The following is a 24,686-nucleotide window of genomic DNA, read 5'->3' on the forward strand; positions in this document are numbered from 1 at the left end:
TCCGCATGACCCGCTTCCAAGCCTTCCGCATCCACCACGACGACGACGGCCACCGGGCCGGGCTCGAAACGATGGACACCGACGCGTTGTCGCCGGGCGAAGTGCTGGTCAAGGCCGCGTACTCGTCGGTCAACTACAAGGACGCGCTGGCCGGCACGGGCAAGGGCCGCATCCTGCGCCGCTACCCGTTGAACGGCGGCATCGACGTGGCCGGGCACGTGGTCGCGTCGAGTGATCCCGCATTCAAGGAAGGCGACGCCGTGCTGTGCACCGGCAGCGGCCTGTCCGAAACGCGTGATGGCGGGTTCGCGCAGTACGCGCGCCTCGATGCACGCTGGACGATCCCGCTGCCCGCCGGCCTCAGCCTGCGCGAAAGCATGGTCATCGGCACCGCCGGCTTCACCGCGGCACTTGCCCTGCTGCGGATGCAGGACAACCGGCAGACACCGGAGCTGGGGCCCATCGCGATCAGCGGTGCCAGCGGCGGCGTGGGCCAGCTGGCCATCGACATCTTCAGCCGCGCCGGCTACGAAGTTCACGCGATCAGCGGCAAGCCCGACCATTTCGACGCGCTGCGCGCGCTGGGCGCACACGCTTGCATCGACCGGCATCAATGGGACTTCAGTGGCAAGCCGATGGATTCGGCGCGCTTCGGCGGCGCGCTGGATACAGTGGGCGGCGGCATGCTGAGCGGCCTGCTGCCCCTGATCCACCCTTACGGCAACGTGGCGCTGTGCGGCAACGCGGGTGGCATCGCATTCGACAGCACCGTGATGCCGTTCATCATCCGCGGCGTCAGCCTGCTCGGCGTGGCCTCGGCAGGCACCGCGCGGGACATCCGCGACACCATCTGGCAGCACCTGGCCGGCGACTGGAAACCTCGTCAGCTGGCGCGTATCGCCACCGATGAAATCGCCCTGGCGCAACTGCCAGCGACCTTTACACGCATGCTCGCGGGCGGCGCTTTCGGGCGCACCGTGGTAAACAATACGCTCGGTTGCTGAGCGCACCGCGCTTGGAACTGCAGCATCAGCAGCATAGAATTAACGCAACTCGCAGGGACAATCACCTTATGGCACGCATCCTGATCGTCGACGATTCCCCGTCGCAATTACTGGGCATCAAACGCATCGTCGAAAAGCTCGGGCATGAAACCCTGACCGCCGAAGATGGAGCCGCCGGCGTCGAAGTGGCCAAGCAGCAGCTGCCTGACCTGATCCTGATGGACGTGGTCATGCCCAATCTCAACGGCTTCCAGGCCACCCGCACCATCAGCAAGAATCCCGGCACCTCGCACATCCCGATCGTGCTGGTAACCACCAAGGACCAGGAAACCGATCGCGTGTGGGGCATGCGCCAGGGCGCCAAGGCCTATGTCACCAAGCCGATCAAGGAAGACGAACTGGCCAAGACGCTGCAGGAATTGCTGCAAGGCTGATCTTCGGCAACACCTCACCAACAAAAACGACACCCGCAGGTGTCGTTTTTTTATGGGTGATGACGCCGCCGGTTACTTGCGCGGATCGTAATCCTTGAACTGCTTGCGCAGATCCTCATACGCCTCCGTTTGCCCTGCCGTCTCCGCCGCCGGCGCCCGGATCGACAACTCCACCAGTTGATCGCCCGCCGGTGTGCCCGGCATGCCGCGCCCTTTCAACCGCAGCTTGCGCCCCGACTGGCTGCCAGCGGGTATGCGCAGATCCACCGTACCGGCCAGCGTCGGCACCGGCACCGTGGCGCCCAGTGCGGCCTCCCACGGGCTGATCGGCAACACATGCACCACGTTGCGGCCATCCAGGCGGAACCGCGGATCATCGCGTATGCCGATTTCCAGCAGCAGATCGCCCTTGGGGCCGCCGGCCACGCCAGCCTGGCCCTGCCCGGCCAACCGGATGACCTGGCCGGGCTGGATACCGGCCGGAATCTTCACCTCCAGCACTCGCTCGCCACCGGCAGGGTCCTGCATGGCCAGCCGCGTGCGGCCGCCATCGAACGCCGTCTGCAACTCGATCTGCACCGACGCCTGCACATCGCGCCCACGCCGCGGACGTGCCTGCCCGCGCGCACCGGCGGCACCGCCGCGACCGAACAGGCTTTCGAAGAAATCGCTGAAATCGCCGCCCGTGTCGTTGAAACCCTGGCTTTGGCCCTGCCAGCCCGGCGGCGGCCGGAACTGTTCACCACCGCGATAGCCACCCGCGCGCAACTGGTCGTAGGAGCGGCGCTTCTCCGCATCCATCAGCACTTCCTGCGCCTCGTTGGCGGCCTTGAACTTCTCCTCGGCGCCCGCGTCCTTGTTCTTGTCCGGGTGGTATTTGCGCGCCAGCTTCCGATATGCCGCCTTGATCTCGGCCTCGGTCGCGTCGGGCTTGACGCCCAGAATGTCGTAATAATCTTTGAATTCCACTACCACTCCCCAACGAACGCAAAACCCGCGGCGAATCCATGCCGCCGCGGGTGTTCATGCAACATAGTCCGGCCCGTGGCCGGCCGGCTCAATGGCCGGTGTTGATGGTAATGCGTCGCGGCGTTGCCAGTGCCTTTTTCGGGATCACGATTTCCAGCACGCCGAGCTTGCCGTTGGCGGTGATGCCCTCGGCGTCGGCACTGTCCGGCAGGGCAAAGCGGCGGTGGAATGCCCCGCGCGCCCGCTCGACCCGGGTGAACTTGCCCTTGGTGGCCTCGCTGCCCTCGGCGCCGAGATCGGCTTCGCGCTCACCCTTGATGGTGAGGATGCCCTTGTCCATGCTCACTTCGATCTGCGCGGGATCCACGCCGGGGATATCCGCCAGGATCACGAAGCGCTGCTCGTCCTCGCGAATGTCCACCCGCGGCGCCCACTGGCTGGTGACCACGTTGGATGCATCACTGTCTGCCGGTTGCAGGAAGCGGTCGAACGCCTGGCGGATTTCCTCAGGCAGGGCATTGCTCGCGTTCCAGATGGAATGACGACCCAGGTTCATTGCACGTCTCCTCAAGATGAATGCGGCCCGTCGCCGCCTGCAGTGAAAGTAGGTGCTTCCGCGGGCGATTCAAGGCAATGGCACGCTTGCCGCGCGGCCCCTCGCTACCCCGTTCACCTGGCGTATGCCGTAGCATCACACTTCCTGATTACCGGCTTTGCACATGCCCATCCAGCCAGGCGACAAACTCCCCGACGTGGCGATCCGGGTTATCGACGGCGATGTCCAGTCGCGCCACACCGGCGAACTGTTCGCCACCCGCAAGACCGTGCTGGTGGGCGTCCCCGGCGCCTTCACGCCCACCTGCTCGACCTTGCATGTACCCGGCTACATCCACCACGCCGATGATTTCAAGGCTCGCGGGATCGACCTGATGTGCCTGGCGGTCAACGATGCACACGTGATGCGGGCATGGGCGGCATCACTGCAGACACCACCGGGCCTGTTGATGCTTGCCGACGGCAACGCCGGCTTCACCCGCGCGCTGGGCCTGGAATTCGATGGCTCGGCCTTCGGCATGGGCGTGCGTACGCGGCGTTTTGCGCTGTACGCGGACGACGGCGAGGTGCGGCTGCTGCACGTCGAGGCGCCGGGTGAACTGCGCGTATCCACGGCCGAGGCGATGCTGGCGGCGATCGACGCGTCGGGCCTGGCCAGCTGACGAAGCCCCTCATGCAAAAGGCCCCGGCATTGCCGGGGCCTTTGCTTCAGAGACGCGGTGGAATCACTCTTCCGTCGGGTCCGTCTCGGTCGGATCAGTCACTTCCGGGCTTCCCTCGGCTGCGTCACTGCCGCCTCCATTCATCGGTGCGTCGCCATCCACGGCAGCACCCTCTTCGGCGGAATCCTCTTCCGCATCGAGCCGCATCACGCTGACCAGCTTTTCGTCGGCGGGCAGGCGGATCAGGGTGACGCCCTGGGTATTGCGACCCAGTTGCGAAACCTCCGCCACGCGGGTGCGTACCAGCGTGCCCTGATCGGAGATGAGCATCAGCTCGTGCTCCTCGGTGACCTGGGCGGCGGCGACCAGCGCGCCGTTGCGCTCGGAGCACTGGATGCCGATGACGCCCTGCGTGCCACGCCCCTTCTTGGTGAACTCCACCAGCGGGGTGCGCTTGCCATAGCCGCGTTCGGTGGCGGTGAGGATGTCGCCTTCGGCCGCCACGATCAGCGACACCACGTGGGCATCCTTGGCCAGCTTCATGCCCCGCACGCCAGCGGCGGTACGGCCCATCGAGCGCACGGTGTTCTCGTCGAAGCGGTTGACCTTGCCATTGGAGGCGAACAGCAGGACATCGCTGTTGCCGTCGGTAAGCTCCACGTTGACCAGCGCATCGTCGTCGTTGAGGCGAATCGCCAGCTTGCCCTTTTGCAGCTGGAACGCGAATTCGCTCAGCGGCGTTTTCTTGACCGTGCCCTGGCGGGTGGCGAAGAACACGTAGCGGTCGTCGCTGTAGTCGCGAATCGGCAGCACCGCCTGCACGTGTTCGCCCTCACCCAGCGGCAGCAGGTTCACGATCGGCTTGCCGCGCGCGCCCGGGCTCGCCTCGGGGATCTGGTACACATTGAGCCAGTAGACGCGGCCAGTGCTGGTGAACGTCAGCAAGGTGTCGTGCGTGTTCACCACCCACAACTGCTCGACGACATCCTCTTCCTTCAGGGCCGACGCCGAACGCCCCTTGCCACCGCGCCGCTGCGAGCGATACGTGCTGGCCGGCTGGCGCTTGACGTAGCCGGTGTGGGACAAGGTGACCACCATGTCCTCCGGCGCGATCAGGTCCAGCACGTTGAGATCTTCCTGCGAATGCTGGATCTCGGTGCGGCGGGCGTCGCCGAATTCGGCATTGACGGCCTCCAGCTCCTCGCGGATCACCTCCAGCAGGCGTGCGGGATTCTCCAGGATCTCGATCAGGCCGCGGATGGTCTCCAGGATCTGCCGGTATTCGTCGGAGAGTTTTTCCTGCTCCAGGCCGGTGAGGCGGTGCAGCCGCATCGCCAGGATTTCCAGCGCCTGCGCCTCGGACAACTGGTAGCCATCGTCCTTCAGGCCATCGCGCGGATCCATTTCCTCCGGCCGCGACGCTTCGGCACCGGTGGCCGAAAGCAGCGCACGTACCAGCCCGGCTTCCCAACGCCGCGCCACCATTCGCTCGCGCGCCTCGGCCGGCGACGACGAGGTCTTGATCAGTTCGATCATCTCGTCGATGTTGGCCAGCGCCACCGTGAGGCCTTCGAGGATATGCGCACGCGCACGCGCCTTGCGCAGGTCGAAGATCGTGCGGCGGGTAACCACTTCGCGGCGATGGCGGATGAACGCTTCAAGGATGTCCTTGAGGTTCAGCAGCTTGGGCTGGCCATCCAGCAGGGCCACCATGTTGATGCCGAAGGTGACCTGCAACTGCGTCTGCTGGAACAGGTTGTTGAGCACCACGTCGCCCATCGCGTCCTTGCGGATCTCGATGACCACGCGCATGCCGTCCTTGTCCGACTCGTCGCGCAGCTCGCTGATGCCCTCGAGCTTCTTTTCCTTCACCAGCTCGGCGATCTTCTCGATCAGCCGCGCCTTGTTCACCTGGTACGGCAGCTCGTGGATGAGGATCGTCTCGCGACCATGGGCGTCGGTTTCCACCTCCGCCTTGGCGCGCACCAGGATGCGCCCGCGACCGGTGCGGTACGCCTCGATGATGCCGGACGAACCGTTGATGATGCCGCAGGTCGGAAAATCCGGACCCGGGATGTAGTGCATCAAGTCGTCGATGCCGAGCGACGGCTCGTCGATCAACGCGATGGTTGCCGCGATCACCTCGTTGAGGTTGTGCGGCGGGATGTTGGTGGCCATGCCGACCGCGATACCGGCCGAACCGTTGATCAGCAGGTTCGGCACGCGCGAGGGCAACACCAGCGGCTCACGCTCGCTCTCGTCGTAGTTGAAGCCGAAATCGACGGTGTCCTTGTCGATGTCCGCCAGCAATTCATGCGTGAGGCGCGACATGCGCACCTCGGTGTATCGCATGGCCGCGGCGTTGTCGCCATCGACCGAGCCGAAGTTGCCCTGGCCATCGACCAGCATGTAGCGCAGCGAGAACGGCTGGGCCATGCGCACGATCGCGTCGTAGACCGACTGATCGCCATGCGGATGGTATTTACCGATGACGTCACCGACCACGCGGGCCGACTTCTTGTAGGGCTTGTTCCACACATTGCCCAGTTCGTTCATCGCGAACAACACACGGCGATGCACGGGCTTCAACCCATCACGGACATCCGGTAGAGCGCGCCCCACGATGACGCTCATGGCGTAATCGAGGTAACTCTGGCGCATCTCGTCTTCGATATTGACGCGTATGACTTCTTTGGCGAGTTCTGCCATTAATCGGCTTCCCTGGGTATGAAAAAGGGGCGCTGGCGACGCGCCTGGAGCGGCATGCGCCGATGGCCCGAAATCAACCCACGGAGTGTACCACGCGCAGCCCCAAAAAGACAGTATTTAATGCTTTTCGATCAATAACTTACGACGACACATCCCCGCCACGGGAAAGTGCTCCGCGGGCTGCTGGAAGTGGAAGCGCAAAGGCGCCGGAACAGTGACTTTCAGCGCCGCGAAAATGGCGGCGAAACGGTAAAGAGTGCGGGCGTCTTTTTTGCCGCTCACGCACTTGCTTGCGCAGCGTCAGCTGCCGAACATCGCCTGCATCGCCAGCACGCTCGGCCGCTCGATCACGCCCCGCTCGGTGACGATCGCGTCGATCAACTCCGCCGGTGTCACGTCGAATACGGGATTCCACGCCTGCGCACCCTCGACCACCGTGCGCCGGCCGGCGATGCCGAGCAGCTCGGTGGCATCGCGCAGCTCGATCTCGATTTCTTCGCCGGTGGCGGTCGCCATGTCGATGGTCGAGGACGGCGCCACCACCATGAACTTCACGCCGTGGTATTTCGCGGCGATCGCCAACTGGTAGGTACCGATCTTGTTGGCAACATCGCCGTTGGCGGCGATCCGGTCGGCGCCGACGATCACCCATTGCACCGCGCCGGACTTCATCAGGTGCGACGCCGCGGAGTCGGCGATCAGTTGCGCGGGAATACCATCGCGCACCAGTTCCCACATGGTGAGCCGCGCACCTTGCAGCCACGGGCGGGTTTCGCCGGCGTACACGCGCACAATGCGTTCCGCCGCAACACCGGCACGGATCACACCCAGCGCCGTGCCGAATCCAGCGGTGGCCAATGACCCGGTGTTGCAATGGGTCAACACGCCGGAGCCCGGCGTGATCAAGCCGGCGCCCAGCTCGCCCATCCGGCGGTTGGCGGCCAGGTCCTCATCCTGGATCGCCTGCGCCTCGCGCAGCAACGCATCAGCATCGGCACCGGCGGCGATGCGCTTCTTCATGCGGTCCAGCGCCCACATCAGGTTGACCGCAGTGGGCCGCGCGGCGCGCAACATCGCCAAGGCATCGTCCAGCGGCGCCTGTTGCCGGGCGGCCATCGCCACGCCCCACGCCGCCGCGATACCGATGGCCGGCGCTCCGCGCACGGCGAGGTCACGGATCGCAGTGGTGACCTGCGCGGTGTCCCGACATTCGATCCAGCGTTCTTCCGCGGGAAGCAGGCGCTGATCGAGCAGGCACAGGTGATCGCCACGCCATTGCACGGCGCGGATGGTGTCGTGGGTTGCCGATGGGGTCTGGGTCATCCCCCTATTTTAGGGGAGCTCCGCGCCTCGGGGGTGAGCCATAGGTAAAGCAGCGCGCCAACAAGGCGATTACTGCCGCGCACGCAACCATTGATGGATCGCCGGCGGCACCTCGCGCTGCGCGCGGCCGGATACGTAGATGCCGATGTGGCCGCCCTTGAATGCCAGCTGCGTGTAGTCGCTGCTGCCGACATGTTCGCCAAGAGCGCGCGAGGCATCCGGCGGCACCAGATGATCCTGTTCGGCGAAGATGTTCAACACCGGCTGGGTCACCTTGCCCAGATCCACGCGCTGGCCGCCGATCTCCAGCGTGCCCTTGATCAGCTTGTTGCCCTGGTAGAAATCCTTGATGAACTGCCGGAACGCCTCGCCGGCCTGATCCGGCGAATCGAAGATCCAGCGCTCCATGCGCAGGAAGTTTTCCAGCTCCACCGGGTTGTCCAGGATGTCGACCATGCCGATGTATTTCTGCTGGTTCAACCGCACCGGCTTCAGCGTGAGGTAGACGTAATTCATCAGCCCCGCGGGAATGTTGCCCATGGTGTCGACGAACAGGTCCACATCGAGGTTGCGGCACCAGTGCGACAGCATGTTGTCCGGAGTCTGGAAATCCACCGGGGTGACCATGGTGATCAGGTTCTTCACCTTGTCCCGATGCAGCGCGGCATAGCACAGCGAGAACGCACCGCCCTGGCAGATGCCGAGCAGGTTGATCGCCTCGAGATCGTGCCGTTGACGCACCACGTCCACACAACGGTCGAGGTAGCCGTTGATGTAGTCGTCCAGGGTCAGCCAGCGGTCGGCGCCGTCGGGATAACCCCAGTCGATCAGATAGACGTCCTCGCCCTGCTCCAGCAGGTTGCGCACCATCGAGCGGTCAGCCTGCAGGTCGGTCATCCACACCGTATTGACCAGCGCATAGACGATCAGCAGCGGTGTCTTCGAGGTGGGCGCGGCGCCCGTGAAGTGCCAGACCTTGAGCTTGTCCTCGCTGTAGACCAGTTCGCGCGGGGTGTTGGCGTAGTCGGGCTCGCGCATGTTGCGCAGATGGCCCATACCGGCGGCCAGCTTGCGCTGGAACGTGTTGATGTCGGCAAGCGCGCGGGTGGGATCGATGCGCAGCGGCGTGTACATGGATACTCCTTATTTGCGCTTGCGTGGCGCGGGGGTGCGCGTCGTGGACGATTTGCGAACTGCTGGCTTGCCTGCGGGCTTTCGCGACGCGGGGGGCGCGGATCTTTTGACGGCGGCTTTTTTTGTTGCCACCGGTTTTGCGGTTGCAGCCTTCTTTACGGCCAAACGCGATGCCTTCGCGGCAGCTTTCGCCGTCGCCTTCTTTGCAGTTGATCGCCTGGCGGGAACAGGCTTCACCCCCGCAGCGGCCCATTGACGGCGCAACTCGGCCACCTCCCGGCGCAGATCGGCGATCTCCTCAGAGCGGTCGACTGCCGTGCCGGCACGGGATGCCTGCGCCTCGCGCCGCACCTGCTGCAGGCGCTCACCCAGCGTGTCCATCTCGCGGCGCGTCGGTAGACCCCATTGCTGGCACAGTTGCTCGGTCTGCTGTTGCTGCAAGCTGCGCACCCGCATCTGGCTGTTGGCCATGGCGCCATAGGCTTCGCGAAATTCCTCCGTCAACGCGATCTCGGCATACGCTTCCTCGGCCGCGTCCACCCACAGGTCGTACAAGGCCTTCAGCGACTCGATCTGGCGGCCGGGTTCGGCGTGTTCCGCCAGCTTGTCCTGCAGTTTCTGCATGCCTTGCGTGTTGGCACGCTGGATCAGCGCCTGGTAGCGCGCGCTGGCCTGCATCGACTCCAGCATCGCCGCCGCCAGCGCCTGACGCTGCATCTGCTGCTCGCGATCCTGCCCGAAAGCAGGAGTGGGGCCGGACGCCATGGCATCGGCAGGCTGCATTCCCTGCAGCCAGGAATGCCACTTGCCGGCAAAACCTTCCATCCCGGCGCCATCGATATGCTGGAAAGCCTGCGCAAACGGTTGCTGCGCGCCGCCAAACAGTTGCTGCACCTGTTGTTGCCAGTCGGCACCGGGGACGCCGGCGGCACCCGCAGTCACGCCCTGCATCCATTCGAAATAGCTCTTCAATCCCGCCAGCGTGCGATCGAGCACCTCGTTGCCGGCGGCGGCATTGGGGGCGGCACCAAACGATGGATTGCCAGCGCCCGTCGACGCCGATTGCTGGCGCAACCAGGCATCCCACGACTGCTGTGCCAATGTCTGGAAATCGCGCAGGAAATCCGCATCGATCCCCGGCTTGAGAAAATCGGGCATCTGAAAATCCGCCGGAGGGGCCATCTCGATTCCTCGTCCATTGATGGCCACGATCTTAGCGCAGCGGATGGCATGGCGGACCGAAAACGCAGAAGGCCCGGTATCGAAATACCGGGCCTTCTGGTGTTCAACGCGAAACGCCTCAGACGCTGGCGCGTTCCTCGTCGGTCACCGCCTTCATCGACAGGCGGATGCGGCCCTGCTTGTCGACCTCGAGCACCTTGACCTTGACGATGTCGCCTTCCTTCAGCTTGTCGGACACCTTCTCGACGCGCTCATCGGAAATCTGCGACACGTGCACCAGACCATCCTTGCCCGGCATGATCGTGACGAACGCGCCGAAGTCCATCAGCTTGGCGACCTTGCCTTCGTAGATGCGACCCGGCTCCACGTCGGAGGTGATCTGCTCGATGCGCTTCTTCGCCGCTTCGGCCGCCTCGCGATTGACCGAGCCGACGATGATGGTGCCGTCGTCGCTGATGTCGATGGTGGTGCCGGTTTCCTCGGTGATCGAGCGGATCGTGGCGCCACCCTTGCCGATCACTTCGCGGATCTTGTCCGGGTGGATCTTGATGGTCAGCAGGCGCGGTGCGAACTCGCTCATTTCCGTGCGAGCCGTGCTCAGGCACTTGGCCATCTCGCCCAGGATGTGCAGGCGCCCCTGCTTGGCCTGGGCCAGTGCCACCTTCATGATCTCTTCGGTGATGCCGTCGATCTTGATGTCCATCTGCAGCGCGGAGATGCCATCGGCGCTACCGGCCACCTTGAAGTCCATGTCGCCGAGGTGATCTTCATCACCCAGGATGTCGCTGAGAACGACGAAGTCGTTGCCTTCCTTGACCAGGCCCATGGCGATACCGGCCACCGGCGCCTTCAGCGGCACGCCGGCATCCATCATCGCCAGCGAGGAACCGCACACGGAAGCCATCGACGAGGAGCCGTTGGACTCGGTGATTTCCGAGACCACGCGCACCACGTACGGGAATTCCTCGATCGTCGGCTTGACCGCCTGCACACCGCGCTTGGCGAGGCGACCGTGGCCGATCTCGCGACGCTTCGGCGCGCCGAAACGGCCGGCTTCGCCCACCGAGAACGGGGGGAAGTTGTAGTGGAACAGGAACGGGTCCTTCGACTCGCCGCCGGGGGCGTCGATGATCTGCGCGTCGCGCGTGGTGCCCAGCGTGATGACGACCAGCGCCTGGGTTTCGCCACGGGTGAACAGCGCCGAACCATGCGTGCGCGGCAGCACGCCGATGCGGGCCGAGATGGCGCGCACGTCGTCGAGCTGACGGCCGTCGATGCGGACCTTGGTCTTCAGCACGCTGTCGCGCATGGTGTGGTATTCGAGTTCCTCGAATTCCTTGGCGATCGCAGCGGACGCCCAGCCCTTCTCTTCGGCCTGCGCCTTGAGGCCGGCCAGCACGTCGGACTTGATCGCGGAGATCGCGTCGCGACGCTCCAGCTTGTCGCGCACCTGGAACGCTGCAGCCAGCTGATCGCCGACGGCACCCTTGACGGCGGCAACCAGCGACTCGTCGCGGGCCGGCGCCTTCCAGTCCCACGACGGCTTGCCGGCTTCGGTGGCCAGCTCGGCGATGGCGCGGATGGCGGTCTGCATCTGCTGGTGACCGAACATCACGGCACCCAGCATCACGTCCTCGGACAGCAGCTTGGCTTCCGACTCCACCATCAGCACGGCACCGGCGGTACCGGCGACAACCAGGTCGAGATCGGAGGTCTTCAGTTCGGTGGCGGTCGGGTTCAGCAGGTACTGGCCGTTGGCGTAACCGACGCGGGCGGCGCCGATCGGGCCCTTGAACGGGATGCCGGCCAGGCTCAGCGCGGCGGACGCACCCAGCAGGGCCACGATGTCGCCGTCCACTTCCGGGTTCAGCGACACGACCTGCGCGATGACCTGCACTTCGTTCTTGAAGTCATCCGGGAACAGCGGACGCACCGGGCGATCGATCAGACGCGAGGTCAGCGTTTCCTTTTCGGTCGGGCGGCCTTCACGCTTGAAGAAGCCACCGGGGATGCGACCGGCCGAATAGAACTTCTCGACATAGTCGACGGTGAGCGGGAAGAAATCCTGCCCTTCCTTCTGCTTGGTGGCCGCCACGGCGGTGACCAGCACCACGGTGCCGCCCATGCTGACCATGACCGCACCGGATGCCTGGCGGGCAATTTCGCCCGTCTCCAGTGTGACTTCGTGATTACCGTACTGGAATGACTTGGTTACTTTTGCCACGTGTTTGATTCCTGATCTGATTGAAGAAGTGCGCCCTGCGACGGGCGCTTCTTGATCCTTGCGTTCACGCAGGAACGCGCGCGAATCAGCGACGCAGGCCGAGGCGTTCGATCAGGGTCTGGTAACGGGCGAGATCGCGATCCTTCAGATACGCCAGCAGACGCTTGCGCTGGTTGACCAGCTTCAGCAGGCCACGGCGGGAGTGGTGATCCTGCTTGTGATCCTTGAAGTGGCCGGTGAGGTGCTCGATGCGAGCGGACAGCAGGGCCACCTGGACTTCGGTCGAACCGGTATCGTTCGGCACGCGGCCGAAATCAGCGATGATCTTGCCGGTCTGTTCTGCGGTAAGAGACATGGAGTACGTTTCCTTGAAAAGGCGATGCGAAGCTTGCGCTTGCATCATCAGCGATGACACAAGCGCAAGCTTCGCCTAGATGAGTGAAAGCGTTGAAATAACTTGTCTATTCTACTGACCGGAGCGGTGTTACAACAAGAGCAGAGCGGCTTTTTCGCCGCAAATCGTCATCCGGCGGCAGGTTGAAGCCGCGCAGGATGCGGGTTTGCCGTTGTGCATCCAGCTCGAGCACCGCCAGCAACGCGCCATCGCTGGCAAATGCCGCACAGCGACCGGTCGGCAACGATGCGTCCAACTGCACCGGCTGGCCGCGGGCAATCGCCATGCTTTGCGTTTCATCGAGCTGCACGGCGGGGATGTCCGACAGGCCCGCGGACACCGGCAGCATCTGCGACAGCAGCACGTCGTCACCCTGCTCGGCGGCCTGCTGCAAATCCTCCAGTGTCATCATGCGCGGTTCGCGGAAGGGTTCAACCCAGGTGCGGCGCAATGCGGTCAGATGGGCGCCGCAACCCAGATCCTCGCCCAGGGCCGTGGCCAGCGCACGCACGTAGGTACCCGAGCCGCATTCGACCAGCAACTGCAACGTGTCATCCGTACGCGCCTGCAATTCCAGCTGATACACGTCGACTTCCCGCGGTTCCACCTCAACCGTTTCGCCGCGACGTGCTTTCTCGTACAACCGTTCGCCGTCGCGTTTGAGCGCCGAGTACATTGGCGGCACCTGCAGGATGCGGCCGCGCAGCTTCACCAGCGCCGCCTCGATCGCGGCGGCGTCGAGTGGCGGCACGGGACGTTGCTGCAGGACTTCGCCTTCGCAATCGGCGGTATCGGTGGTGATGCCCAGGCGGCATTCGGCGATATACGCCTTGCGTGAACCCAGCAGGGTACCGGCCAACTTGGTGGCCTCGCCGAAGCATAGTGGCAGCAACCCGGTCGCCAGCGGATCGAGTGCGCCGGCATGGCCACCCTTGGCCGCGCGAAACAGTCGGCGCGCGGACTGCAACGCCTGGTTGGAGCTCACGCCCATCGGCTTGTCGAGCAGCACGATGCCATGCAAGTCACGCCACTGGATACGCGCAGACCGGTTTATCGAAGCACGGGATGCCACTCGACCTTCCGTCAATCCTGCTTGTCGTCGGCCGGCGGCAGCGTACGCGCCTGCTCGCGCAGCAGCGTGTCGATGCGCTCGCCCTTGTCGACCGAGTCGTCGTACTTGAACTTCAGCTCCGGCACGCGACGCATGCGCATGCCGCTGTGCGCCAGCGAATGCCGGATCTCGTGACTGATCTGGTTCAACGCCTTCACCGCGGGCAAGCCCTGGTCGGGCAGCAGTGCGGTCACCCACACCGTGGCCCAATCCAGGTCGCGCGTGATCTCCACGTCCGAGACGCTGACCGACGGCAAGCCGTGATCGCGCACGGCGGCATGCACCAGCAAACCGAGTTCGCGGCGCAGTTCAGCACCTATGCGGTCGGTACGTTTGAAATCGCGGGAGGGCATAGAGGGGCCGGGAATGGGGAATGGAGAATAGGGAATGGCAAGAGCCAGGAACGCGCGAAACCGGGAATCGAGGGAGAACCGGCTTTTACGATTCCCGATTCCCCATTCCCGATTCCCACGCTGTAACGCTCCGCGTTACAGCGTACGAGCCACCTCGGTACGCTCGAAGCATTCGATCTGGTCGCCGGCCTTGACGTCGTTGTATTGCTTGACGGCGATACCGCATTCCATGCCGTTGCGCACTTCGTCCACCAGCTCCTTGAAGCGGCGCAGCGATTCCAGTTCGCCTTCGAAGATCACCACGTTGTCGCGCAACACGCGGATCGGCTTGCTGCGCTTGACCGTGCCTTCGGTGACCATGCAACCGGCCACGGCGCCGAACTTGGAGCTGCGGAACACGTCGCGCACCTCGGCGATGCCGATGATGTCCTCGCGCACTTCCATGCCGAGCAGGCCGGTAGCCGCCTGCGTCACCTGATCGATCACGTCATAGATGATCGAGAAGTAGCGCACGTCCAGGCCATTGGTTTCGATGACCTTGCGTGCCGACGCATCGGCGCGCACGTTGAAGCCGATGACCAACGCCTTCGATGCGGCTGCCAGGGTGGCGTCCGACTCGGTGATGCCACCGACGCCGGAGGAAACCACGTTGACGCGCACGCGCTCGTTGCCGATCTGCGTGAGCGACTCGCGCAACGCTTCGACCGAGCCCTGCACGTCGCCCTTGACCAGGATGTTGAGCGTCTGCTGCTCTTCGCCCTGGCCCATCTTGGCAATGATGTCCTCGAGCCGGTTGGCCTTGCTGACCATGCGCGTTTCGCGACGCTTCTGCTGACGTTCCTCAGCCACTTCGCGGGCCAGCCGCTCGTCCTCGACGCAGACAAAGTCGTCGCCGGTTTCCGGCACGCCGGACAAGCCGAGCACCTGCACGGGAATCGACGGACCAGCTTCAGCAACCTGCTTGCCCGATTCGTCAATCAGCGCGCGCATGCGGCCGTATTCGATGCCGCAGACGATGAAATCGCCCTTCTTCAGCGTGCCCTGCTGCACCAGCACGGTGGCCACCGGACCGCGGCCGCGATCGAGGCTGGACTCGATCACCACGCCCGAGGCGCGGCCATCGACTACGGCACTCAGCTCCATCACTTCAGCCTGGATCGAGATGGCGTCCAGCAGATCCTCCACGCCCATGCCGGTCTTGGCCGACACCGGCACGAACTGCACGTCGCCGCCCCAGTCTTCCGGCACCACTTCCTGCGCCACCAGACCCTGCTTCACGTTGTCCGGGTTGGCGCCGTCCTTGTCCATCTTGTTGACAGCCACGATCAGCGGCACCTTGGCGGCGCGCGCATGCTTGACCGCCTCGATCGTCTGCGGCTTCACGCCGTCGTCGGCGGCCACCACCAGGATCACGATGTCGGTCGATTGCGCACCACGGGCGCGCATCGAGGTGAACGCCGCGTGGCCCGGGGTATCGAGGAAGGTGATCACGCCCTTCGACGTTTTCACGTGATACGCGCCGATGTGCTGGGTAATGCCGCCGGCTTCACCGGAAGCCACCTTGGTACGGCGGATGTAATCGAGCAACGAGGTCTTGCCGTGGTCGACGTGGCCCATGATGGTGACCACCGGCGGGCGAGTGCTCTTCTCGCCTTCCAGCTCCACGTTCTGGGTGTGTGCGGCCAGCGTTTCCTCGGCGTTGTTCTGCGTATCGGCCACTGGCACGTGACCGAGTTCTTCGACCACAAGCACCGCGGTGTCGTGGTCGATGGTCTGGTTGATGGTCGCCATGACGCCCATCTTGAACAGCGCCTTGACCACCTCCGAACCCTTGACCGCCATTTTCTGCGCCAGCTCGGCCACGATGTTGGCATCGCTGACGATCACCTCACGCACCACCGGCGCGGTGGGGCGCGAGAAGCCATGCGGGCCGCTGGGCGCGCTGTGGCTGCTGCGCATGGCATCGCGACCGCTGCTGCGGCCGGGCTTGCCACGCTTGTTGTTGCTGGAACGGCGGGCGCGATCGGCCTCGCTGAGGTGCAGTTCGCCGCCGGCGAAACGCTTGCCGCTCGCATCCCCACGCTCGCCGCCACGGGCGTGCTTGGCCTTGCCGCGCCCGGCATCGCTGGCGGGTGCTGCTGCCGTATCGCTCGCGCCGGCTGCGGGGCGCGTTGCCGCCGCACGCGCGGGGGCTGGCGCTGGCGCCGGAGCGGGTACCGGGGCCGGCTTGACCAGCTTTTCGCGCTTGCGCGGCTCGTGGATGCGCGGAAGGATCATGCCCAGCTCGCGCTGGTCCATCCGCTGGACCACGGACGAATCCGCGGCATCATGTGCGGGCTCGACCTCGGGAGCGTCAGGCGCCGCTGCGGCAGCCTCCGCTGCAACCGGTGCCTGCTCGGCGGCGGCTTCCGCCTCGGCCTGCGCCCGACGCTGGGCTTCGGCGGCCTGCTGTTTCTGCTCTTCTTCCTGAGCGCGCTGCTGCGCTTCTTGCTGGCGCCGTGCTTCCTGCTCGCGACGATCGTTCTCTTCCTGCTCGCGCTGCTGCTGCGATTCCTGCAGCTTGCGCGTGGCCTCCTCGCGCTCGGGCTCGGTACTGGCTTCCTCGGCGATCACGCTGCGCTTGACGTAGGTGCGTTTGGCGCGCACTTCGACATTCACCGTCTTGGCGGTACCGGCAGCGCCGCGCGCACCGGGCGTGGCGACCTTCAATTCGCCGACCGTGCGTCGCTTCAGCGTGATCTGCCTGGGTGCACTGGCGTCGGCCTCGGCCGCGGTGTCGCCCTTGCCATGCGTGCGACGCAGGAAGCCCAGCAGCTTCACCTTCTCGGTGCTGCTGATGACCTGCTCCTGGTCGGAAAATTTCATGCCCGCTTCGCCAAGCTGCGTCAGCAGCTTGTCCACCGGCATGCCCAATACCTGGGCGAGTTGTTTGATCGTGACGTCCGACATCGTTTTGTTGCTCCGCCGTTCCCGCGCTTATCGTCTGTGCGGCATTGTCTGCGCCGCCACCTCCATCCGTGGTGAAAGGCCCGAAGGCCTTTCCTGGTGCGCCCGTCCAGGGCGCCGCCAACCGCGGTTAGCCGCCCTTCTCCAGTCGCTCGATCATCGGTGCGCGCGCGGACATGATCAGCGCCGCCGCGCGCGCCTCGTCCATGCCCTCGATATCGATCAGGTCGTCCACGGCCAGGTCGGCCAGGTCGTCCACCGTGAAAACTTCGCGCGCGGCCAGTGCCAGCGCCAGCGATTCGTCCATGCCTTCGAGCGCCAGCAGATCACCGGAGCCCTCGCCCTCATCGACCCCCTCTTCCGCGGCCAGCGCCTCGGTCAGCAGGGCATCGCGGGCGCGCGCACGCAGTTCCTCGACGATGTCCTCGTCGAAGCCTTCCACGGCAAGCAGCTCGGCGCTGGGTACGTAGGCAATTTCCTCGACGCTGGAGAAGCCTTCCTGCACCAGGATGTTGGCGATTTCCTGATCCACTTCGAGCTTGTCCATGAACAACTGGCGGGCGGCGTCCTGCTCGCTCTCGCTCTTGGCGGTGACCTGGTCCTGCGTCATCACGTTGAGCTGCCAGCCCGTCAGCTTGCTGGCCAGGCGCACGTTCTGGCCACCGCGGCCGATCGCCTGGGACAGCTTGTCCTCGGCCACCGCGATATCCATCGAGTGTTTTTCCTCGTCCATGATGATGGACTGCACTTCGGCCGGCGCCATCGCATTGATGACGAACTGCGCCTGGTTCTCGTGCCACAGGATGATGTCGACGCGCTCGCCGTTGAGGTCGTTCGACACCGCCTGCACGCGCGAGCCGCGCATGCCGATGCAGGCGCCGATGGGATCAGTGCGGCTGTCGTGGGCCAGCACGGCGATCTTGGCGCGGTCGCCCGGATCACGGGCGCAACCCTTGATCTCGACCAGGCCCTGACCGACTTCCGGCACTTCCAGCTTGAACAGCTCGATCATGAATTCCGGCGCCGCGCGCGACACGAACAGCTGCGGGCCGCGCGGTTCCGAACGCACTTCATACAGGTAACCGCGCACGCGATCGCCGACGCGGGCCGATTCACGCGGAATCGTCTTGTCGCGCGGAATGAAGGCCTCGGCGTTGCTGCCCAGATCCAGATAGATGTTGCCGCGCTCGACCCGCTTGACGATGCCGGTGACCAGCTCGCCCACGCGATCGACAAACGCATCGACCACCTGCTGGCGCTCGGCTTCGCGTACGCGCTGCACGATTACCTGCTTGGCGGCCTGCGCTGCGATACGGCCGAACTCGGCGTTCTCGACCTGCTCCTCGATGTATTCACCCACCTGGGCATCCGCGCGCACGTCCAGCGCATCCATCAGGCGCAGTTGATACGACGGCGATTCCATCTCGCCATCGTCGGCAATGATTTCCCAGCGGCGGAAGGTTTCGTATTCGCCAGTGTCATGGTCGATCGACACGCGCACGTCGGGCTCTTCTTCGGGGTAGCGCTTCTTCGCGGCCGAAGCCAGCGCGGCCTCCATCGCCTCGAAAATCACTTCCAGCGGCACGCCCTTTTCATTGGCGACCGCGTCGACGACCAGCAAAAGTTCTTTGCTCATTGCAGCAACTCCGTAGGCATCACGTGCGGATACCGATGGTTGAAATTGTTGTGTTCGTCCCGGAACACAAAACCTGGAACGCGGCCATGGTCAGGCCGCATCGAATCACTTTTTGCCGGACACCTTGCCGCCGGGCTTGGGCTGCGGCGCATAACCCAGCGCCACCCAGTCCGGCACCACACGCGCGCTTTCCACCAGTGCATGATCGAATTCGAATGTCTTGCCTTCGGCTTCCAGCACGATGTGCTCGCCTTCCACCGATGCCAGCTTGCCGCGCAGGCGACGGCGCCCTTCCAGCGGTGCCTTCAGCAGCACCTTCACTTCCTGCCCATCGACCTTCGCAAATTGCGCGGCGGTGAACAGCGGGCGATCAATACCGGGCGAGGAAACCTCCAGCACGTAATGGCCGGGGATCGGATCCTCCACATCGAGCAGCGCCGACAACTCGCGGCTGGCGCTTTCGCAATCCTCGATGCCGACCTCACGACGCTCACCATCGGCGCCGCTCTTGTCCAGCAGGTCCACGTAGATGCGCAGGGTACTCTGCCCTTGCGACGGGTTGAACTCCACGCCAAGGCATTCCAGGCCCAGATCGGCCAGAACCTCGTTGAAACGCTGTGCCAGTGCCTGTGTATCCATGGGTCGTTATTCCCGGCTCACTCTCAGAACGGCAGAAACAAAAAATGGGCTCCAACGGCCCATTTCCCTGTGTCGCCGATGTTCCTCCTCGTGCAGCTCCTTCCGGTGCCCTGGCGAAACTTGCCGCCCGGCACTACGCATCCTTGCGCCCAACAAAAAAGCCTCACGAGGAGGCTTTCTTGCATCAAGAAAGATCTGGTAGCGGGGGCAGGATTCGAACCTGCGACCTTCGGGTTATGAGCCCGACGAGCTGCCAGACTGCTCCACCCCGCATCAGAGTCCGAAGATATTAACGTAATGGCCGGTTTCTTGCAAGCTTCGGCGCCATTATTTCCGCAAATCGCCGCATTCCCTTACACGCCGAACGCGCGACGGCACCAGGCCAGCAACGGCCCCCAGTACAGTCCCAGCGCCAGCAGCGAAAGTGCGTTCAGCGACAGCACCAGGCGCAGCGGCTTGTCCTGCTGCACCTGCAGTGCGCCACCCTCTTCCGGCGCATCGAAATACATCACCTTGATGACGTAGAGGTAGTAGTACAGGCCGACAATGGCGAACACGATGCCGACGATCGCCAGCCACAGCATGTCCGCATGGATGGCCGCTTCCAGCACCAGCACCTTGGCCCAGAATCCGAACAGCGGCGGCACGCCGGCCAGCGAGAACATTGCCAGCAACATCAGGAACGCCATCCACGGCGCCTTGCGGGCAAGGCCCTTGAAGTCGGCGATCTCCTCGCACTCGAACCCGGCCCGGCTCATCGCCAGGATCACGCCGAACGCGGCCACACCCATCAATGCGTAGCAGATCGCGTAGAACAACGCCGCGGCGTAGCCTTCCGGGCCGGCTGCGGACAGGCCCAGCAATAGATAGCCCATGTGCGAGATGGTGGAATAGGCCAGCATGCGTTTCAGGTTGGTCTGCACGATGGCAACCAGGTTGCCGATCGCCAGCGACAACACCGCCAGCACCGCCAGGATCAGCTGCCAATGCTGCGCCAGATCGCCCATGCCGTCCGCCAGCACGCGATACGCCATGCCGAACGCGGCCAGTTTCGAACCGGCGGCGACAAAGGTGGTCACTGGCGTGGGTGCGCCCTGGTAGACGTCGGGAATCCACATGTGGAACGGCGCGGCACCCAGCTTGAAGCCGATGCCGACGATCATGAAGATCAGGCCGAACAGCAGCAGCGTGGGTGCCGTGGTGTAGCCCATCACATGGCTCAGTTGGGCCAGCTCCAGGGTGGGCGTGCCGCCCATGCCCGACGCGCCGTAGACCATCGACATGCCGTACAGCAACATGCCCGACGCCAGCGCACCCAGCACGAAGTACTTGATCGCCGCCTCGGACGGCAGCTTCGCTTCGCGGTTCAGGGCCACCAGTGCATACGACGACAGCGAGAGCAGTTCCAGGCCCAGGTAGACGGTGACCAGGTTGCCCGCCGAAACCAGCAGCATGATGCCGATCACGGCGAAGATCATCAGCGTGTAGAACTCGCCACCGAGCAGCTTGCGGTCGATCAGGTACGGACGCGCATAGACGAAGATCATGGCCGTGGTGCCCAGCGCGAAGACCTTGATGATCTCCGCCACGTCATCACGCACGAACATGCCGCCGAATGCGGTCACCGCCCGATCCGGCTGGCCCGCGATCACCAGGTAAATCGCCACCAGCAACACCGCGATCGAGATCCAGTGCAACAACGGACGCTGCGCCGGTTTCATGAAGGCGTCCAGCAGCAACAGCAAGCACGCTGCCGCCACCAGGTAGAACTCCGGCAGCAGGATCAGGATGTCATTCAAAGTTGGCATGGTGTGTCCGTGTCCCGATCAAATCTTGTGAATGGCGAGCTGCTGCACCAGCTGCGACACCGAGCTGTCCATCAGGTGGATCAGCGGTTGCGGCCAGATGCCCAGCGCCAGCACGGCGGCGGCGAACGCCACCAGCACGAAGGTCTCGCGACCATTGATCTCCTTCATTTCCGCCACGTGCGGGTTGGTGATCTCACCCCACAGCACGCGCTTGACCAGCCAAAGCGTGTAGCCCGCGCCGATGATCAGGGTGAACGCGGCGAACAACGCGATCCACGGGCTGGCGGCGAAGCTGGCCAGGATCACCATGAACTCGCCCACGAAACCGCTGGTACCCGGCAGTCCGCAGTTGGCCATCGCGAACAGCACATAGAAGAAGCCGAACCACGGCATCGCATTGATGACGCCGCCGTAATCCTTGATCTGGCGCGTATGCATGCGGTCGTACATCACGCCGATGCAGGTAAACATCGCGCCGGAGACGAAGCCGTGCGAAATCATCTGCACCATCGCGCCCTGCATGCCCAGCAGCGCCATGTCGGTGCTGCCCTGCTCGCGCACCAGCGCGAAGGCGATGAAGATGCCCAGCGTGACGAAGCCCATGTGCGCCACGGACGAATACGCCACCAGCTTCTTCATGTCCTCCTGCACCAGCGCCACATAGCCGATGTAGACGATCGCGATGAGGCTCAGCACGATGATCAGCCAGGCGAAGTGCGCGCCCGCGTCGGGCACGATCGGCAGGATGAAACGCAGCATGCCGTAGGTACCGACCTTCAGCATCACCGCCGCCAGCACCACCGAGCCGCCGGTCGGCGCCTCCACGTGGGCATCCGGCAACCAGGTGTGCACCGGCACCATCGGCACCTTGATCGCGAACGCGATCAGGAACGCGAAAAATATCCAGGCCTGCTCCTTGAACGTCAGCGGCAGCGCCGCCAGCGTGGCCAGGTCGAACGTGCCGGCCTTCTGGTACAGGTACAGCAGCGCGATCAGCATGAAGACCGAGCCGAAGAACGTGTAGATGAAGAACTTCAGCGTGGCATACACGCGCCGCGGGCCACCCCACATGCCGATCAGGATGAACATCGGAATCAGGATGGCTTCGAACAACGCATAGAACAGCAGCGCGTCGGTAGCGCAGAACACGCCGATCAGCAGGCCTTCGAGGATCAGCATCGCGGCCATGTACAGGTGCGGCCTGTCCTGGATGACTTCCCACGCGCCGGCGATCACCAGGATGCCCACGAAGGTGGTCATCACGATCAGCGCCACCGAGATGCCGTCGACCGCGAGGCCGTAATGCACGCCCCACGAAGCGATCCACAAATAGCTTTCGGTGAGCTGCATGCCGCCGGTATCGGCGTTGTACCGCACCAGCAGGAACAGGCTGGCGACGAAGGTCAGCACGGCCACCAGCATCGACAGCCAGCGTGCAAGGTTGGGTCGGGCCGAGCCGGCAAACAACACCGGGATGGCACCAACGACGGGTAGCCAGATCAGCAGGCTGAGCAAGTGATTGAACATCGATCCCGTTTCCCTTATTGCCCGGCCAGCCCGGGACCCACCAGCCAGTACCCGCCAAGCAGCAGGATCAGGCCGAGAATCATCGCGAAGGCATAGTGATAGAGGTAGCCCGACTGCAGCCGGCGCATGGCAGCGGCAATGCGATGCACCACGCCCACCGAACCGTTGACCATCGCGCCATCGATGACGCCACGCTCGCTCGCCTTCCAGAACCCGCGGCCGAGCATGACGCCGCCACGGGCGAACAGCGCGAAGTACACGTTGTCGACCCAGTATTTGCGGTCAAGCACCGTCCACAGCGGCTTCAGCGCCGCCTTGATCTTGCCGGCCATGGCCGGGTTGAACAGGTAGATATAGGTGCAGATGATGAACGCCGCCAGCAGCAGCCAGAACGGCATCTGGGTGAAGCCATGCAGTGCCATCGCCAGCGGGCCATGGAACTCGGCGCCCATTTCGGCCAGCACGTCGTTGGCGGCCTCCACGTGGATCGCGCTGCCGAACCAGTTGCCGAACAGCAACGGCCCGATGGTGAAGAAGCCCACCAGCAGCGACGGAATGGCCAGCAGCACCAGCGGCAACGTCACCACCCACGGCGATTCCTTCGGCGCATGCGCCAGCACGCCCGGCTCGTGGTGGCCGTGATCGTCATGATCGTGACCATGGCCATGATGCTCGGCGATGGTGAAGCGCTCCTTGCCGTGGAACGTCAGGTACATCTGGCGGAACGTGTACAACCCGGTCACCAGCACGCCGGCCATCACGCAGAAATAGGCGTAATGCGCACCCCATCGATGGGATTCACCCACCGCCTCGATGATCGCGTCCTTGGAATAGAAGCCCGAGGTAAACGGCACCGCCACCAGCGCGATCGAGCCCGCCCACATGGTGATCCAGGTGATCGGCATGTACTTGCGCAGGCCGCCCATGTAACGCATGTCCTGCTCGTGGTGCATCGCGATGATCACCGAGCCGGCGCCCAGGAACAGCAGCGCCTTGAAGAACGCATGCGTCATCAGATGGAACACCGCGCCCGAATACATCGACACGCCCAGCGCCACCGTCATGTAGCCCAGCTGCGACAGCGTGGAATACGCGATCACCCGCTTGATGTCGTTTTGGACTATGCCAATCAACCCGGTGAACAGCGCGGTGGTGGCACCGATGACCAGCACGAAGCTCAGCGCGGTGGACGACAGCTCGAACAGCGGCGACATGCGCGACACCATGAAGATGCCGGCGGTCACCATGGTGGCCGCGTGGATCAAGGCGGAGATCGGCGTAGGGCCTTCCATCGAGTCGGGCAGCCACACGTGCAACGGCACCTGCGCCGATTTGCCCATGGCGCCGATGAACAGGCAGATGCAGATCACCGTGGCGGCGTCCCACTGTGTACCGGCCGTGATCTGCAGCGTGCGGCCGACCAGGGATGGCGCGTTGGCGAACGCGGTGGCGTAATCCAGCGTGCCCAGGAAATACAGCACCGCGGCGATGCCCAGCAGGAAACCGAAGTCGCCCACGCGGTTGACCATGAACGCCTTGAGATTGGCGAAGATCGCGGTGGGGCGCTTGTACCAGAAGCCGATCAGCAGGTACGACACCAGGCCCACCGCTTCCCAGCCGAAGAACAGCTGCATGAAGTTGTTGCTCATCACCAGCATGAACATCGAGAAGGTGAACAGCGAGATGTAGCTGAAGAAGCGCGTGTAGCCCGGGTCATCGCGCATATAGCCGATGGTGTACACGTGCACCAGCAACGATACGAAGCTCACCACCACCAGCATCATCGCGGTGAGGCGGTCGACCATGAAACCGACGCTGGCGTTGAAGTGGCCGATCTGGAACCAGGTGTAGAGGTTCTGGTTGTATTCGGCCGCGCCGCCCACGGTCAGCTGGTAAAGCACCAGGAACGACAGCGCGCAGGACACCGCCACGCCGAGGATGGTGACGCTGTGCGCGCCGATGCGGCCGATGAAGCGCGCCAGGAAGCCGGCCAGCAGGCAGCCCACCAGCGGCGCCAGCGCGATGATCAGCAGGATGTTTGTGGATATCGCCATTGTTCTTCCATTGCTGCGTGAC

Annotated in this window: 20 protein-coding genes and 1 tRNA gene; 3 read left to right on the forward strand and 18 right to left on the reverse strand. The window is 64.2% G+C overall.

Annotated features, from left to right (window positions below):
* Positions 1-5 precede the first annotated feature (5 nt).
* On the forward strand, positions 6-1,004 hold the full coding sequence (locus ASD22_RS05920; RefSeq protein WP_056080157.1) for a YhdH/YhfP family quinone oxidoreductase: 999 nt from the start codon (positions 6-8) through the stop codon (positions 1,002-1,004).
* Between the two features lie 68 nt (positions 1,005-1,072).
* Positions 1,073-1,438 carry a twitching motility response regulator PilH gene (pilH, locus tag ASD22_RS05925; protein ID WP_056080160.1) on the forward strand — a complete coding sequence of 122 codons (366 nt, stop codon included), beginning with the start codon at positions 1,073-1,075 and terminating at the stop codon, positions 1,436-1,438.
* A 72-nt stretch (positions 1,439-1,510) separates the two neighbouring features.
* Here the strand turns inward: pilH and ASD22_RS05930 are convergent, their stop codons facing one another.
* Together ASD22_RS05930 and ASD22_RS05935 are read right to left on the reverse strand one after the other, a co-directional pair.
* Positions 1,511-2,407, reverse strand: a complete 897-nt coding sequence (locus tag ASD22_RS05930; protein WP_056080163.1) for a DnaJ C-terminal domain-containing protein — start codon at positions 2,405-2,407, stop codon at positions 1,511-1,513.
* 88 nt (positions 2,408-2,495) lie between these two features.
* Positions 2,496-2,963: an Hsp20/alpha crystallin family protein gene (locus ASD22_RS05935; RefSeq protein ID WP_056080166.1), complete on the reverse strand. Its 468-nt coding sequence runs from the start codon at positions 2,961-2,963 to the stop codon at positions 2,496-2,498.
* A gap of 163 nt (positions 2,964-3,126) precedes the next feature.
* On the opposite strand from ASD22_RS05935, the gene ASD22_RS05940 reads away from it, so the two are divergent.
* Entirely contained in the window at positions 3,127-3,624 is a 498-nt protein-coding gene (locus tag ASD22_RS05940; protein ID WP_056080169.1) for a peroxiredoxin, read from the forward strand.
* A 63-nt stretch (positions 3,625-3,687) separates the two neighbouring features.
* On the opposite strand, the gene gyrA is transcribed toward ASD22_RS05940, so the two are convergent.
* The 16 genes from gyrA to nuoL all read right to left on the reverse strand — a co-directional run bounded on the left by gyrA (position 3,688) and on the right by nuoL (position 24,664).
* Positions 3,688-6,333 carry a DNA gyrase subunit A gene (gene gyrA, locus ASD22_RS05945; protein WP_056080171.1) on the reverse strand — a complete coding sequence of 882 codons (2,646 nt, stop codon included), beginning with the start codon at positions 6,331-6,333 and terminating at the stop codon, positions 3,688-3,690.
* Between the two features lie 117 nt (positions 6,334-6,450).
* On the reverse strand, positions 6,451-6,615 hold the full coding sequence (locus tag ASD22_RS16655) for a hypothetical protein (protein ID WP_156458951.1): 165 nt from the start codon (positions 6,613-6,615) through the stop codon (positions 6,451-6,453).
* A gap of 18 nt (positions 6,616-6,633) precedes the next feature.
* A complete protein-coding gene (gene mtnA / locus ASD22_RS05950) occupies positions 6,634-7,656 on the reverse strand; it encodes an S-methyl-5-thioribose-1-phosphate isomerase (RefSeq protein ID WP_056080174.1) in 1,023 nt (340 codons plus the stop codon).
* Between the two features lie 69 nt (positions 7,657-7,725).
* Positions 7,726-8,790, reverse strand: a complete 1,065-nt coding sequence (locus tag ASD22_RS05955; RefSeq protein ID WP_056080176.1) for a class III poly(R)-hydroxyalkanoic acid synthase subunit PhaC — start codon at positions 8,788-8,790, stop codon at positions 7,726-7,728.
* A 9-nt stretch (positions 8,791-8,799) separates the two neighbouring features.
* The gene (locus tag ASD22_RS05960; protein WP_235577541.1) at positions 8,800-9,948 is read right to left on the reverse strand and encodes a poly(R)-hydroxyalkanoic acid synthase subunit PhaE; all 1,149 of its coding nucleotides are present in this window, start codon (positions 9,946-9,948) and stop codon (positions 8,800-8,802) included.
* Between the two features lie 142 nt (positions 9,949-10,090).
* Positions 10,091-12,196 (reverse strand): polyribonucleotide nucleotidyltransferase, encoded by a 2,106-nt coding sequence (gene pnp / locus ASD22_RS05965; protein ID WP_056080181.1) that lies wholly within the window; start codon positions 12,194-12,196, stop codon positions 10,091-10,093.
* Between the two features lie 85 nt (positions 12,197-12,281).
* Positions 12,282-12,551, reverse strand: coding sequence for a 30S ribosomal protein S15 (rpsO, locus tag ASD22_RS05970; protein WP_007081817.1), 270 nt, complete (start codon positions 12,549-12,551; stop codon positions 12,282-12,284).
* A 106-nt stretch (positions 12,552-12,657) separates the two neighbouring features.
* On the reverse strand, positions 12,658-13,644 hold the full coding sequence (gene truB, locus ASD22_RS05975; RefSeq protein ID WP_082520168.1) for a tRNA pseudouridine(55) synthase TruB: 987 nt from the start codon (positions 13,642-13,644) through the stop codon (positions 12,658-12,660).
* A 29-nt stretch (positions 13,645-13,673) separates the two neighbouring features.
* On the reverse strand, positions 13,674-14,054 hold the full coding sequence (gene rbfA, locus ASD22_RS05980; protein WP_056080187.1) for a 30S ribosome-binding factor RbfA: 381 nt from the start codon (positions 14,052-14,054) through the stop codon (positions 13,674-13,676).
* Between the two features lie 135 nt (positions 14,055-14,189).
* Positions 14,190-17,003 (reverse strand): translation initiation factor IF-2, encoded by a 2,814-nt coding sequence (gene infB, locus ASD22_RS05985; protein ID WP_056080191.1) that lies wholly within the window; start codon positions 17,001-17,003, stop codon positions 14,190-14,192.
* A 127-nt stretch (positions 17,004-17,130) separates the two neighbouring features.
* Positions 17,131-18,636, reverse strand: coding sequence for a transcription termination factor NusA (gene nusA / locus ASD22_RS05990; RefSeq protein WP_056080194.1), 1,506 nt, complete (start codon positions 18,634-18,636; stop codon positions 17,131-17,133).
* 105 nt (positions 18,637-18,741) lie between these two features.
* On the reverse strand, positions 18,742-19,275 hold the full coding sequence (rimP, locus tag ASD22_RS05995; RefSeq protein ID WP_056080196.1) for a ribosome maturation factor RimP: 534 nt from the start codon (positions 19,273-19,275) through the stop codon (positions 18,742-18,744).
* A gap of 196 nt (positions 19,276-19,471) precedes the next feature.
* A tRNA-Met gene (locus tag ASD22_RS06000) sits at positions 19,472-19,548 on the reverse strand.
* A gap of 80 nt (positions 19,549-19,628) precedes the next feature.
* On the reverse strand, positions 19,629-21,083 hold the full coding sequence (gene nuoN / locus ASD22_RS06005; RefSeq protein WP_056080199.1) for an NADH-quinone oxidoreductase subunit NuoN: 1,455 nt from the start codon (positions 21,081-21,083) through the stop codon (positions 19,629-19,631).
* Between the two features lie 18 nt (positions 21,084-21,101).
* Positions 21,102-22,610: an NADH-quinone oxidoreductase subunit M gene (locus tag ASD22_RS06010; protein ID WP_056080203.1), complete on the reverse strand. Its 1,509-nt coding sequence runs from the start codon at positions 22,608-22,610 to the stop codon at positions 21,102-21,104.
* A 14-nt stretch (positions 22,611-22,624) separates the two neighbouring features.
* Positions 22,625-24,664: an NADH-quinone oxidoreductase subunit L gene (gene nuoL, locus ASD22_RS06015; RefSeq protein ID WP_056080206.1), complete on the reverse strand. Its 2,040-nt coding sequence runs from the start codon at positions 24,662-24,664 to the stop codon at positions 22,625-22,627.
* Between the last annotated feature and the right edge of the window lie 22 nt (positions 24,665-24,686).

Source organism: Rhodanobacter sp. Root480, from assembly GCF_001426645.1.
GTDB lineage: Bacteria > Pseudomonadota > Gammaproteobacteria > Xanthomonadales > Rhodanobacteraceae > Rhodanobacter > Rhodanobacter ginsenosidimutans.